Consider the following 14,820-nt stretch of genomic DNA (forward strand, 5'->3'; position numbering starts at 1 on the left):
TTTGCTTTTACTCAGCAGCATGATCGATTGATGCTTCCTGAATTTGTCCAAACGCCCAGTGATCATTCGGAACATCCGACCATATAGCGGCCATAGTGGTTAACGGCCCTCGACCTAGCAACCTATTGATCATCGCAACCACCTCTGCACGCTTCAATGTCTGCTCAGGACGGAACGTACCGTCCGCATAACCACTGATGATGCCAGTCGCTTTCAATTGCTCAATGGCTGTTTGTGCCCAATGCCCTTTTACATCCGGAAAGCTTTCGCCGCTGCTTGGGGTGTTGCTTGACAATCGAGATAAGATCACTGCAATTTCAGCACGGGTAATCATCTGCTCCGCTTTGAAACTTCCATCCTCATAACCTTCCATCAAGCCCATTTTCGTCACTTGCTCGATAGCCTCTTGGGCCCAGTGGGTCGAAGCGACATCAGTGTAAGTGAAGTGGGTTTTGTTGGCTGCTTTCTCGAATGCTCTGAACAGCAGGGTTGCCATTTCAGCGCGGGTAATGCTTTTTTCCGGACCGAATGTACCGTCGGGATAACCGGAAATATACGCTTTGTGCTGCTTCTCCGTTTCTGGCTTCACGTCTTCCATTTCCACATTGACTGTGCTCGGTTCATTGACTGTAATCGGTTCACTTTGCTGATAGCTGTCGCTTCCTCCGGAAGAAGACGACTCCTGCAATCTCAATTCGATGGAGGCGGTAATTGCTGTCGCCGTCTCATTGCCTGCTGCATCCTTGAGCTTCATGTACACCGTTTTGGTGCCGATGCCTACTGATAATGTCCATGGCTTCGTTCCGGCAACCGGCTCCCACGCGCTCCAGGTCACCTCGTCGTTGGAGAACGACATCTGGACATTGCCTGTTCCTGGAACGGATGGAGGCAGCGCAGCTGCCAGTTTCATGGAAGCAGCCAGTTCCCGCAGGATCAAATCGTTAGTTGATGCAAGCCATATCGGCTGCTTTTCCGCTTTAGTATAAATAGCTCCTATCCCATCAGGATCTTCGCCTGTCACCGTCAGAGTAACCAATACCGAGTTCGTCGTCGTCACTCCGCTGTTAATGCTTAATGTTCCTGCAGGAGATGTTTTGTCGAAATTCACACTGTTACCACTGCTGTCCGTTGTCGTATTCACTGTTTTACTTGCACCGCCGGGAGCACTTGCAGAGAAGTAAATAAGTACATCCCCTTCGCTGTCACTAGCCGTGAACGTACGTGCTGCACTGTACACGTTGCCGCTAACGCTCGTGGCGGGTATTGCAGTCCCAAAACCACCGATGTATACGTTCGGAAGAGCACTAAGCTCTCTATTAGACGTAAACGTCACGGTCACGGTGTCGCCTACTTTAGCAACTCCAGCCATGGGATTGCTGCTCAATATGCTATTCAACATCACATCCAGAGGCGTTGCTTCCTGCAATTCGATGGAGGCGATAATTACTGTCGCCGTCTCATTGCCTGCTGCATCCTTGAGCTTCATGTACACCATTTTGGTGCCGTTGCCTGCTGATAATGTCCATGGTTTCATTCCGGCAACCGGCTCCCACTGGCTCCAGGACACCTCGTCGTTTGAGAACGACATCTGGACATTGCCTGTTCCTGGAACGGATGGAGGCAGAGCAACTGCCAGCTTCATGGAAGCAGCCAGTTCCCGCAGGATCAAATCGTTAGTTGACGCAAGCCATATCGGCTGCTTTTCCGCTTTGGTATAAACAGCTCCTATCCCATCGGGATCTTTGCCTGTCACCGTCAGAGTAACTGATACCGTGTCGGTCACCGCCGCTCCACCGTTAATGCTCAATGTTCCTGCAGGAGATGTTTTGTCGAAATTCACACTGTTACCACTGCTGTCCATTGTCGTATTCACTGTTTTATTTGTAACGCCTGGAGCACTTGCAGAGAAGTAAATAAATACATCCCCTTCGCTGTCATTAGCCGTGAACGTACGCGCTGCGCTGTACACGTTGCCGCTAACGCTCGTGGCCGGTATTGCAGTTCCAAAATCACCGATATATACGTTCGGAAGAGCGCTAAGCTCCCTATTAGACGTAAACGTCACGGTTACGGTGTCGCCTACTTTGGCAACACCGGCCGTCGGATTGTTGCTCAATATGCTGTTCAACGTCACATCCAAAGGAAGCACGCCCTTGGTTAAGGTAACCGTGACGGCATGTGCTGCATCTTTGATCGATTCGATTCCGTTATCGGTTGCGGTGATAACAAACTTATAGGTTCCGGCGGTTAAATCGCCGATGTTGGCCGCGGCCACCGATCCGTTCGCACCGCTCGTTCCAAGAGAGATGGCCGGTCCTAACTCACCGGGATCAATTGTGCCATTGGAGTTGCTATCGGTCCATAAATAAGCTTTTACGGGCAAGTTTGCTCCTACTGCATTCACAGCGCTTTGGAGCTTGTCCTGCGTTCCCGTGTAGTTGTCTACAACGGCAAATTTAGAAGCATCGACATCGGATTGGAGCGTTATCGAATGGCCGCTAACATCGACCCAGGCACCAGCTGCAGGAGAAAAATTTATATAAACCAAAACCTTATAATCGCCTCCGGTCAGTGGAATTCCCGTGCTGTCCCGAGTATCGGTGGAAGAGCCTGTCCAATTCCAAACATTCAGATCGTCGATCCCGTAAGGGATAGGAGATTTGTTGATAGGCTTATCGCTAGCAAGATCAGGAATCCGTGCCATTATTGATGGCAAAATATAAATATCAAACGTATAGGTCTCTCTATCCAGATTATTGCTATAGTGATGTTCCACCCATTCAACGGAAATATCTCTGCCGTCAATACCAGCATGAGTCTGATCATTGTCTGTTGCATTACCGGCGGCGGCCGTCCCATAGGCTGCAAAGCCCAGTTGAAGTTCTGTTTGATCCGCCGCAATTTCCAGGTTTGTTAAAGGAATTTGGTACTCGTATACTTTATGCTGATAAGATACCTTGTCTGTATACGTAAAAAATTGTTGGCCCCAGGTCGTTTCGGGAACGGATACCTTAAATTCCTTGACGCCGGAGTTCGTTTTCACATAAACCTTCGTATAGTCCGCATCCCCGTCAAATGTATTGTCAGGAGTAAAGTCAATGACGACATACAAATTTTCATCGTCATTCCATACCCATCCATACGTTACACCATCCGGATGACCGGAATCCGGTACGGTATACTGCTGAAAGAACGGCGCTTGCAGAGAGATCTCATTTATTTGCCCGTCCATTACGAGATTTCCCCGAGAAGAGTTAATTGGATAGGTATAATACTCGGAATTGAGATCAAAGTCCTTATATAAATTGCTGGTTGGATAATGAAAAGGAATGGTGCTAATGACTTCCGGTTCAACACGCGCATCTATTTTTAAAATACTGCTGGGATTACCGCTAGCAAACTTCAAGATCATGCCGGATACTTCGACATTGATTAAATCTTGGTCTGCAGCAGCTAGCTTGCGAACAGATGTAGCTGTATCCCCGTTAACCTCGATTGGAGATTGAATTCCAAGTAAAACGGAATCAAGATGTGATTTTCCGCCTCCTTGCTGCAGCACCCTGATTAACGCGGGCTCGTCTGCCTGGGTGCCGTTGAGTTGAAGCGATTTTTCAGAAACAAACCGACCGTAAGGCAGCGAACCCTGCTCGATCCATACTCCGTCTACTAAAACCGAAACTGCCAGTTCTCCGTAATCTACATTACGATCAGCATGTGCCGATCTGCTCCAAAAAGGAAGCAAACATAGTAGGGCTGTAACAAGTAGCAACAAACTTTTTTTCATACTTATATTGAACATATTTTCCCCCTGTAACCATTATTGATGTCGTGTCTCTGAAAACATGGATTTCCCATTATTCCTTTTCCTCCTCTAAGTAAAAGTTTCCCCACAGTTCCAGTTCCCGCTTTATCCGATTGAACCGCATAAATGGCTACACGATGCAAATGGTGGATTAATGTTAATTTGGGCATTTTTTCTAGATGCGGTCACTGAATTGGTTTCAATGCTTGATAGTATAACAGAGCACTATGAAAGAATTCTGAAAGATCATTACCATTGCATTGACTTTAATCCGTTCTGAAAACAGCCCAAAAGTGAAACACCCTCTTACCTATTATTTCTAAAATGTTCCTCATCGCCGATGCCGTGTAACGTAAAAAGGAGCCTGCCACCGTACTTCAGTGGCAAAGCTCCTTTTCGTTTTGTAGATTTGCAGTATGGAGACGAGGGGATTCGAACCCCTGTCCGAAGATAACAGCACACAAACTTCTACGAGTGTAGCTACGGTTTTGATGTCACTTGGGAGTTACTAGAATTAGTAACGACCTGACTTTCCATTGCTTCCAAATCACTCAGTGCATGATCATACATTTAGGAGAAGCGAAAGGCTTGTCTTCTCATCCACATCGTTGCAACCCACTTTTCCCCTTTAATCACTGGCGTACCTGCATGCAAGGTGAAGTCGTTTAATTCATGATTATTATAAAAATATTCGAAGTAGACCGCCATGCCTTTGTTAGGAACAATAGAAAAATTAAGCATGGGGAACGCCGTTTCCCCGCCTTCCTCCACATCATTCAAATACATCACGAGCGTACTAATTCGATTGTTGGCACTTGCTCGACTCGTTTCTGTGAAGAAATCATAATGAGGACGATACTCTTGGCCAGGGGTATACAGCAGAACTTGCAAGCCATCACTATGCTCGACAGGAATATTCATAATTTGAGAGAGTCGCTTCTCGATTCTTGTAATCGTCTCATTCTCCTCACAGAACACTCCACTACTCGTTCTAATTTGATTGACCGCATGATCTTCGCCTATTTTTGAACGTTGCAATTGTTGCCTAGAATGTTTTATTAGCTCATCGCATTCCTCATCGCTAAGCACATTTCCTAGTACGACAATCAGAGGTGCCTCATACTTGGCAAGAATTCGAATCTCTCGATCTTCTGTCTTGATCGTATTTCCAGCATGATCAAATATCGTCCGTTCTTTCTCTGTCGTACTCCCTATCATTCTTATACTGCCCCTATACTATGACATCACCATAAAACACGATACCATAAAATGGAGTCCTTTACTCTACAAATTTCAGAAAAATCAAAATAATTAAACTTTATAGCATTGGTGGAGGCAAGGGGAGTATCGATATTCAGATTTAAGTCGCTCCCGTTGCTCGCTCAACGACGGCTACCTTAGCGGTGAATATCGAGTCTGCAATCCCTTCGCTTACGCTGCGGCACGTGCGGACTGAACCTCTGACAGGGGCAACTCCCTGTCTTTCCTTTCCACACAACGCAAAAAGGACGCCCGCGAGGACGTCCTTTGTTGCTAAAGCATATGGAGACGAGGGGAGTCGAACCCCTGTCCGAAGATAACGGCACACAAGATTCTACGGGTGTAGCTACAGTTTTGATGTCACCTTAGAAGCGCCCCGTAACCGGCTCTCCTTCAGGTCAGCCTGATTGTCTTCTTCCGATTGACCCCAGGCGGAGACCAAGCGGCGTATCCCACTTAAGGTTGAGCCCCTATCCTAACACATGGGTGATGCGAGGTAGAAGCACGCACACAGTTTCTTAGGCTGCGAAAGCGTAGTTTTGTTGTTGTTTGCCGTTTAATAGGCTTTAGCGTTGATAAAGCGGACGCGTCCCCACTACCCGCTACTCATGCTCGAACTATCCCCGTCGAATCCAAGAACGTCCCCGCATAAGTGGACTTCCGTTTAGAAAGTCACAAAGATGAATCACATCACTGAAGATGCTTACTTAGTATAACACAATTCCAAACAAAAAGCAGTTCGTCTTTCTGGAAGCACAGAGATATGCTGCCACACTACTTTTATATCGTATTCCGTTCAAACAAACATTACTAACGAGCAACCTTTTGCTTCTCGCGTAGCACTCTTTGAATATCACGTTGTGCATCACGTTTCGCAGCGGTATCCCGCTTGTCATATTGCTTTTTACCTTTACCCAAACCAATGAGCAGCTTGGCAAAACCGTTGCGCACATATATTTTCAAAGGTACGAGCGCATAACCGTCCTGCTTAGCCAAACCGAACAGCTTGCGAATTTCCACTTTTTTGAGCAGCAGCTTTCGTGCTCTTGTCGGGTCCGAAGGATTATGACGATTCCCCTGCTCGAAAGGACTGATATGAATGTTGTGGATGAAAGCTTCACCATTACGAATGGTAGCAAAAGCATCTCCGATATTGGCTCGTCCCAGACGAAGTGATTTGATCTCCGTTCCGGTCAACACAATACCACATTCATAGGTGTCCTCAATAAAATAGTCGTGGGAAGCCTTTTTGTTTTGTGCAAGCACCTTGCCATCCGCTCTATTCCCCATCGCAAATCCTCACTCCTTCCCACATTGCACCTTCAATAAAACGAAGCCCTTAAAAAGGGATTGGAATTCATTTTACCAAACTCCAATCCCCAGAAGCAAGCGAACAAGCTACTTTTTCGTTTGCTTACTCCGCTTACGTGGCTGCCCGCCCCCATCACCCTTCGCTGCCGCATCCAGTGCACGTGCTTTTGCAGCATCTACACCAGTACCTTTGCCAGCAGCGACAGTACTACCTTTACTCGCGCGCTTTCTGCTGCTCGATTCACCTGAACCACCTACATCGGCTCCAGCTGGCCCCTCACCGCTCAATGAGATGCCATTTATACCCTTGCTGCTGCGCTTCCTGCCGCTCGCTGCACTCGTGCCACCTAATGATACGCCTGTCGAACCCTTGCCGCTACGTTTACCAAAGGCTACACCTTCACCGCCTGCAGCTGCACCAGATTTGCCTTTACTCTTGCGCTTTCTGCTGTTTCGATCACCGGTTAATCCCGCTAACGCCTTGGCTCCTCGCTTGCTGCTGCTCCACCCATCATTTGTTATGCCTTCATCGCCAACACTTGCACCGTCTTGGACACTGGATCTCCTCAGGCTCGCCGAGCTCGTCGTACCTTCACTTGCTGAGCTCGCATCAGCTGCATTCGCTCGAGCACCGCGCCAGCCGCTTGCTCCTTCCAAGCCTGTTCCTTGGCTGCTGTCCACTTTTGCACTTGCTCTCGCACTGCTAAAGCTACTATCCGCCTTCGCCTTACCTTTACCGCTGCCTTTGCCGCTGCCGCTCGCTACAGCACCGCCTTTGCCTCGCTTGCCGCCGCGAGCGCCCTTAGCTGCTCCCACACCACCGCGACCGCCTGCTCCACTACCTGCTTCGCCACGACGACCTCCGCGTTTATCCCCTCGTCGAACCGCCTTCAATGCGTCGATCAAGCCGATCTTCTTCTGACGCGGCTGCATATCGACCATCTCGAAGTCGATCGTATGCTCCTCCGTACTTACACGTGCAACCCACACCTTAACCTCATCACCAAGACGGTATACCTTGGAGGTTCGCTCCCCAATTAGAGCCAGCTGCGCCTCATGATAATGATAATAATCATCATGCATATCGCTTAAGCGGATAAGACCCTCTACCGTGTTATCCAGCTCCACAAAGATACCGAAGCTCGTTACACTGCTGATCATTCCTTCGAATTCCTCGCCAACCTTATCCATCATGAATTCGGCTTTCTTCAACGCCTCAGTCTCACGCTCCGCATCTACAGCGACACGCTCACGCTCTGAGGACTGCTTGGCGATATCCTCCATCCGGCTCGATAAATATTCATGCCGCTTCGCTTGCATATCCCCTTGCTCCAATACCTCGCGAATAACACGGTGGATAATGAGATCCGGATAACGCCGGATCGGAGAGGTGAAGTGAGAGTAGAATTCTGCTGCCAGACCAAAATGTCCTGTACTCAGGGCATCATATTTGGCCTGCTTCATCGAACGCAACATGACCGTGCTGATAACCCGCTCTTCTTTGGTGCCTTTAATCTCATTAAGCAGCGATTGCAGAGCCTGAGGATGTACCGTATTGCCTCTACCGCGCACCGTATAGCCGAAGTTCGTAATGAATTCCATAAAATGCTGCAGCTTCTCATTATCCGGGTCTTCATGAATCCGGTATAGGAAAGGTACTTTCAACCAATGAAAATGCTCGGCAACCGTCTCGTTCGCCGCTAGCATAAATTCTTCGATAATTTGCTCGGCAACCGAGCGTTCTCTTTTCACAATGTCTGTAGGCTTACCACTCGCATCGACCAGAATCTTCGACTCTTCGAAGTCAAAATCAATCGCGCCGCGCTTCATCCGACGATTGCGGAGCTTACTAGCCAGATCCTGCATCAAACGAAAATCATCCATCAAATACGCGTAACGTTCAAGCAGTTCGGCCTCCGGCTCGTCAGACAACAGCTTGCGCACATTCGTATACGTCATCCGCTCACTTGTCTTGATTACACTGGTAAACACATCATGGCGTACAACCTTCGCATGCTCATCAAATTCCATCTCACAAGACATCGTCAGCCTGTCCACCTGCGGATTCAATGAACAAATCCCGTTCGACAGCCGATGAGGCAGCATTGGAATGACACGATCCACCAAGTACACACTACAGCCCCGATTATAGGCTTCCCGATCCAGTGGAGAGCCTTCACGCACATAATAGCTAACATCAGCAATATGCACACCTAGTACGTAATTCCCGTTATCCAACCGCTCTACATTAACCGCATCATCCAGATCCTTGGCATCCTCGCCGTCAATCGTAACAATACGTTTGCCGCGCAAGTCACGTCGTCCGGCCAGATCAGATTCGGCAATCACCTCAGGAACCGAAGTCGCTTCCTCCAATACCTCTTCAGGGAACGATTCTGGCAAGCGATGCTTGCGAATAATCGAAATAATATCGACACCCGGATCATTTTTGTGTCCGAGAATTTCGATCACTTCGCCCTCCGCAGCCGCACGACCTTCTGGATAGGACAAAATGTTAACAACTACCTTATGCCCATCCATCGCTCCATGGAAAGCTTCCTTAGGAATAAAAATATCTCGTCCTATCCGCTTATCATCCGGCAGCACAAAAGCGTATCCCTCATTCATCTGGAACAACCCGACGATCTGCGTGTTAGCCCGGGTAACCACCTTGGCTACCTCACCCTCCAGCTTTCCTCCGGCCGCTCCTCTGGTTGTAATACGAACCAGAATGGTATCTCCATTCATTGCGCCGCCCATATCGTTTGCATGAATATAGACATCCGGGTGATCACGATCCTCAGGAATAAGGAATCCAAACCCTTTGGCATGCGCCTGCAGTCTACCTCGCAATAAATTCATGCGTTCCGGTATTCCATAACGTTCCGTTCTGGACCTTACGATATGGCCCTCATTTTCCAATTCATTCAATAGCTTGAGAAAGCTTTTAAAATCCTGTGCACCTGTAATCTGAAACTGCTTCTCCAGCTCCTGGTAAGTCATCGGTTTATAATCCGTATCATGCATATATTCCAATACTTGTTCACGTTGAATCAAGCTTCATCAACCTCCTTCTTTTCTATATGTAAACTATAAATAGTCCTTCTTCTTAGTTTTACCCAATTTTCAATTATGAATCATCCCAACACATGCCGGGCACTATAGTTTACGTAAATTAACAGTAACCGGTAACGGCGGTTTTGAGTCATTCGTGCTTGGCAGAGGCCCGATTTCCAACAAAAAAACAGCAGGAGTAAAGGTCCCCTGCTGTGTTGCTTGTTATTTAAATATGCTTAACGAAATAAGCTACAACCACCGATAGAATGAAAAACGTTGCAGCCAAGCCCATAGTTAAACGAGATAAAAAGAGCTCCATGCCACGAGCCTTTTGTTTACCAAATAAATGCTCTGCACCTCCGGAGATGGCACCGGATAAACCCGCGCTTTTCCCTTGCTGTAGCAATACCGCAGCGATCAAACCCAAGGATGCAATGACCAATATTATTTTCAAAGCAATTTCCATATTCCCACCTCGATCCTAAATTACACAGTACTATTATAATAACATAGCCTTGTCCGGCTGGCAAACCTAATCTCCTTCTTAGCACCTAGACAAATGAAGCACACATACAAACCGACGCCGCAGAACTTTAACTCCGATATCATGGCACAATAAATCAAGCCAACCAACATCATGTCTGGTTAGCTTGTTTCTTGCCTTATTTCAATTTCAGTACACGCATGGCGTTTAAAACCGCAATCAGGGTTACACCCACATCTGAGAAAACAGCCTCCCACATCGTCGCGATTCCGAAAGCGCCAAGTAAAAGGAAAACACCTTTGACCGCTAAAGCAAAAATGATGTTTTGCCAAACAATCCGTCGTGTACGTTTCGCGATATCGATTGCAGCGGCTATTTTAGAAGGTTCATCCGTCATAATTACAATATCTGCTGCTTCTATCGCAGCGTCCGATCCTAAGCCACCCATCGCGATTCCCACATCTGCACGAGCCAGCACCGGCGTATCGTTAATCCCGTCTCCCACAAAAATGATTTTCTCATTTTTGGTTTTCAGCTTATCTAATTTTTCAATTTCTTCCACTTTGTTCTGTGGGAGCAGTTCCGCATGAACTTCATCAATTGCCAGTTTACGGCCTACAGCCTCAGCAACAGCTCTCGCGTCCCCTGTCAGCATGATCGTCTTTTTGATCCCAAGACCTTTTAACAAACGGATCGCCTCTGCTGAATCTTCTTTCACTTCATCAGCTATGACAATGTATCCAAGATACTGTTTCTCAACGGCAATATGAACAACCGTTCCCACTTCTTCAGGTGATAGAAAAGTAATCCGTTCCTTGCTCATCAGCTTGGCATTCCCTGCAAAAACTTCTTTTCCCTGAACCATGACCTGAATCCCGTGTCCGGAAATTTCATTATAGTCTTTAATATCCGCTTCGTTGATCTCTTTCCCAAAGGCGGCTCGAATCGATTCAGCGATCGGATGCGTGGAATGTGCCTCCGCATATGCGGCAATCTGCAATAGCTCATCCTTGGATGTGCCACCTACCGACTTGATTTCTGTTACTTTAAAGGCTCCCTTGGTCAAGGTACCGGTTTTATCGAACACCACATATTTCACATCATTTAATGCTTCCAGGTAATTGCTCCCTTTAATCAAAATACCAGATTTGGATGCCGCACCGATTCCACCGAAGAATCCAAGGGGAATCGAGACCACCAAGGCACACGGGCAAGAAATAACCAGAAATATCAAAGCACGGTAAATCCAATCTGAGAAGGTTGCCCCATTTATGATCAAAGGAGGTACCACAGCTAATAATAAAGCCACAATGACGACAACAGGCGTATAATAACGTGCGAATTTAGTAATAAACTTTTCGGTTGGCGCTTTTTTGCTGCTCGCATTTTGAACCAATTCCAAAATCTTTGAAACGGTTGATTCTCCGAAGCTTTTCGTAACCTCCACGGTTAATACACCGTTTTTGTTAATAAATCCGCTTAATACATCATGACCGGCTTCAACCTCCCGCGGCACCGATTCCCCAGTCAGCGCTGATGTATCCACCATGGAGCTGCCTTCTAGAACTTTACCGTCCAAAGGCACCTTCTCACCGGGTTTTACAACAATATAATCGCCAATATTTATGGCTTCAGGGGATACACGCTTCGTATCGCTGCCGATTTTAAGGTTGGCATAATCCGGGCGTATGTCCATCAGCGAGCTAATCGATTTACGTGAGCGATTGACCGCGATACCCTGGAACAATTCTCCGACCTGATAAAATAACATAACCGCAACACCTTCGGGATACTGGTTAACGGCAAAAGCTCCAATCGTAGCAATGGCCATTAAAAAGTTTTCATCAAATACTTGGCCTCGAATCACATTTTTGGCAGCCTGAAGGACAATGTCCCCACCTACAATCACATAGGCCAGGAGAAATATCCCAAGCTCCCATAATCCTGAAACCGGCGCAAACATCCCAATCGCGGTTAAAACGACGCCGATTCCTAAACGAATCGACATTTTTTTGGCACTACCGCTGCCGTGATCATGGGTGTGACCTTCTGCTCCGTGATCGTGTGCATGATCTTCTGATCCATGTGCGTGAACGTGTCCCTCGGTTCCATGATCATGAGAGTGACCCTCAGACCCATGGTTATGGGTGTGACTATGTGTTCCATGATCGTGAGAATGTCCCTCAGTTCCATGGTCATGAGCATGTATGTTAGAATCCATACTGTTAGCTTGACCTGCAGCACCATGGTCCCGATGCGCTGATTGTCTCGCAGTGCTTCCTATTGAGGTTGCTTTTACTTTTTCCATCACTTGAATGTGAGGCTCTAACCTATTCACCTTTTTCTTCGCTTCTGCTATTATCGCTTCATCCTGACCTTTTTCAGTTTCCACAGTTAATGTCTTGGTAACAAAATTAACGGAGCACGAGGAAACACCTGGTATTTTTTGTACACCATTCTCAATTTTCATAGCACAGTTGGCACAATCCAAACCCTCTAATATCAGCTCACGCTTCACATGTTCTTTGGTTTCCATTGCGATCAGCCCTCTTTTCAACAATCATATGAGCACATATTCATATATTAGTGTATAAATCATTATATTCACTCTATCACTGGAATGTCAATCCCTTTTCACGTCGTTTATTATGCGGAGTTGTACCGATAATTAAATCACTTTGCTCCTAATGTGCTCAAATTGTATTCAATAGACTATGGTTTAAAATAGGTGAACGCAAAAAGGACTGCCTAATGGCAGCCCTTAGCTCATTTATAAGGTTAAACGGATCCAGGCCTACTTGTAAGACGAATAAGCTGGAGGTACTGCTTTAGGTATTCTGCGATTCAAAAATGCCCCTATTGCGCTCTTAGCGCACCATAGCGAGAAAAGCGTAAACAAGATCGCCCATACGATTGTCGGAATCCAGGTGAGCTTTGCCAAATTGGCTGCATCTCCTGCCGCCGCAGGATTATTGACCGCATAGATGATCAATGTAATTGGCCCCATAACGGACTCCTCCAACGTCAGAAATGCCAACAGCAAATAATAGCCGTCCCGCAGCCAGCGCGGCACTACGAATAACATCACAACATTGAGTGCAATAAACCCAATCGACCATATCATACCGTATCCATTACGAACAAAGAGTATTAAGGAAATGAGAGCCAGCAGCGTCATAATTTGAAGTCCGAGCTGCTGCTTGCCATAAGATTGCAATTTGAACAATAACACAGCAAATAAGGAAGCAGCTGTATACCCGGCCAATGCGATCGGCAGCAAGCTCCAACTATTGGTGACAGAGGAATACGTTACCCCACTGTGGTCAGCATTCAACTCGATAAACATCACACGACCCGACAACGCCAAAGTGGCAACAGCATGGCCGAACTCGTGGATCATTGTATCCAGACTGCGAAAATACGAAGAAAAGGGAATCCACCGCGTAAGCAAGGCAGACCCTATAAGAAAACATACAGTCTTTAACCAGTTGCTCATCGTTGATTCCCCCTGAGAAGCTGCATACGTAGAGCGCGTAACACTATTCATATGCAGCTATTATTTAATTATTTAAAATTTTTAAGGTTGTAGAATGCTTTTTTACCAGCGTAAATAGCAGTGTCACGCAATTGGTCTTCGATACGAAGCAATTGGTTGTACTTAGCAACACGGTCTGTACGTGATGGTGCACCTGTCTTGATTTGGCCTGCATTGGTAGCAACCGCAATATCAGCGATTGTGCTATCTTCGCTTTCACCCGAACGGTGAGAGATAACAGCTGTATAGCCAGCGCGTTTAGCCATTTCAATCGCATCAAATGTTTCAGTCAAAGTACCGATTTGGTTAACCTTAACCAGGATGGAGTTACCGATATTTTCGTCGATACCTCTGCCCAAACGTTCTGTGTTAGTAACGAACAAATCGTCACCAACCAATTGAATTTTGCTGCCAAGCTTCTCAGTCAACAGCTTCCAGCCTTCCCAATCATCCTCGGAGCAGCCATCTTCGATCGTGATGATCGGATACTTGTCTACCCAAGCTGCCAGGAAGTCTACGAACTCAGCGGAAGTGTAAGATTTGCCTTCGCCTTCCAGATGGTATTTACCGTCTTTGTAGAATTCTGTAGAAGCAACGTCCATACCCAGGAATACATCTACACCTGGTTTGTAGCCAGCAAGCTCAATTGCCGTCAAGATTGTAGTGATAGCTTCTTCGTTGGAAGCAAAGTTAGGAGCAAAGCCGCCTTCGTCGCCAACTGCAGTGTTCAAGCCTTTTTCTTTCAGAACTGTTTTCAGAGCATGGAAAATTTCCGCGCCTGTACGCAATGCTTCCTTGAAGGAAGGAGCGCCAACCGGGATAACCATGAACTCTTGAACGTCAACATTATTGTCAGCATGAGCGCCACCGTTGATGATGTTCATCATCGGAACCGGAAGCTGCTTCGCGTTAAATCCACCTAAGTATACGTACAAAGGAATATCCAGAGCATCGGAGCTTGCACGAGCAACTGCCATAGAAACGGCAAGAATAGCGTTAGCGCCCAATTTGGCTTTATTCGGTGTACCGTCAAGCTCGATCATTTTTTGGTCGATACCGACTTGATCCAGAGCGTCCATACCGATCAGCTCAGGAGCGATGATATCATTAACATTGTCAACCGCTTTGATAACGCCTTTGCCCAGGTAACGGGATTTGTCGCCATCACGAAGCTCAACCGCTTCATAAGCACCAGTGGAAGCACCGGATGGAACGATAGCGCGGCCTCTTGCGCCGGACTCCAAATATACTTCTACTTCTACAGTCGGGTTACCGCGGGAATCCAATACTTCACGTGCATACACATTACCAATCGTTGTCATAACTACGTAACACTCCCTCAATATTTTATTTTAGGGATGAATATCCCCT

The 14,820-nt window shown here is 46.9% G+C and carries 8 protein-coding genes and 1 other RNA gene; all 9 read right to left on the reverse strand.

The window, feature by feature from the left end:
• Positions 1 to 7: 7 nt before the first annotated feature.
• Positions 8 to 3,784, reverse strand: a complete 3,777-nt coding sequence (locus tag BK127_RS13200; RefSeq protein WP_179097470.1) for an S-layer homology domain-containing protein — start codon at positions 3,782 to 3,784, stop codon at positions 8 to 10.
• Positions 3,785 to 4,372: 588 nt separating this feature from the next.
• A complete protein-coding gene (locus BK127_RS13205) occupies positions 4,373 to 5,020 on the reverse strand; it encodes a 2OG-Fe(II) oxygenase (RefSeq protein WP_076230536.1) in 648 nt (215 codons plus the stop codon).
• A gap of 322 nt (positions 5,021 to 5,342) precedes the next feature.
• Positions 5,343 to 5,708, reverse strand: a transfer-messenger RNA (tmRNA) gene (gene ssrA, locus BK127_RS13210).
• Between the two features lie 164 nt (positions 5,709 to 5,872).
• Entirely contained in the window at positions 5,873 to 6,352 is a 480-nt protein-coding gene (gene smpB, locus BK127_RS13215; protein ID WP_076230538.1) for an SsrA-binding protein SmpB, read from the reverse strand.
• A gap of 108 nt (positions 6,353 to 6,460) precedes the next feature.
• Positions 6,461 to 9,430 carry a ribonuclease R gene (gene rnr / locus BK127_RS13220; protein ID WP_083689274.1) on the reverse strand — a complete coding sequence of 990 codons (2,970 nt, stop codon included), beginning with the start codon at positions 9,428 to 9,430 and terminating at the stop codon, positions 6,461 to 6,463.
• A gap of 226 nt (positions 9,431 to 9,656) precedes the next feature.
• Positions 9,657 to 9,896 (reverse strand): preprotein translocase subunit SecG, encoded by a 240-nt coding sequence (secG, locus tag BK127_RS13225; RefSeq protein WP_076230540.1) that lies wholly within the window; start codon positions 9,894 to 9,896, stop codon positions 9,657 to 9,659.
• Positions 9,897 to 10,092: 196 nt separating this feature from the next.
• Positions 10,093 to 12,450, reverse strand: coding sequence for a heavy metal translocating P-type ATPase (locus BK127_RS13230; protein ID WP_076230542.1), 2,358 nt, complete (start codon positions 12,448 to 12,450; stop codon positions 10,093 to 10,095).
• A gap of 258 nt (positions 12,451 to 12,708) precedes the next feature.
• A complete protein-coding gene (locus tag BK127_RS13235; RefSeq protein ID WP_076230545.1) occupies positions 12,709 to 13,410 on the reverse strand; it encodes a M50 family metallopeptidase in 702 nt (233 codons plus the stop codon).
• Positions 13,411 to 13,478: 68 nt separating this feature from the next.
• The gene (eno, locus tag BK127_RS13240; protein WP_076230547.1) at positions 13,479 to 14,771 is read right to left on the reverse strand and encodes a phosphopyruvate hydratase; all 1,293 of its coding nucleotides are present in this window, start codon (positions 14,769 to 14,771) and stop codon (positions 13,479 to 13,481) included.
• Positions 14,772 to 14,820 lie beyond the last annotated feature (49 nt).

Source organism: Paenibacillus sp. FSL H7-0331, from assembly GCF_001956045.1.

Excerpts from the sequence above, each read along its gene's own strand:
- BK127_RS13200 (WP_179097470.1), bottom strand. The coding sequence starts at position 3,784 with ATGAAAAAAAGTTTGTTGCTACTTGTTACAGCCCTACTATGTTTGCTT.
- BK127_RS13205 (WP_076230536.1), bottom strand. The coding sequence starts at position 5,020 with ATGATAGGGAGTACGACAGAGAAAGAACGGACGATATTTGATCATGCT.
- smpB (WP_076230538.1), bottom strand. The coding sequence starts at position 6,352 with ATGGGGAATAGAGCGGATGGCAAGGTGCTTGCACAAAACAAAAAGGCT.
- secG (WP_076230540.1), bottom strand. The coding sequence starts at position 9,896 with ATGGAAATTGCTTTGAAAATAATATTGGTCATTGCATCCTTGGGTTTG.
- BK127_RS13230 (WP_076230542.1), bottom strand. The coding sequence starts at position 12,450 with ATGGAAACCAAAGAACATGTGAAGCGTGAGCTGATATTAGAGGGTTTG.
- BK127_RS13235 (WP_076230545.1), bottom strand. The coding sequence starts at position 13,410 with ATGAGCAACTGGTTAAAGACTGTATGTTTTCTTATAGGGTCTGCCTTG.
- eno (WP_076230547.1), bottom strand. The coding sequence starts at position 14,771 with ATGACAACGATTGGTAATGTGTATGCACGTGAAGTATTGGATTCCCGC.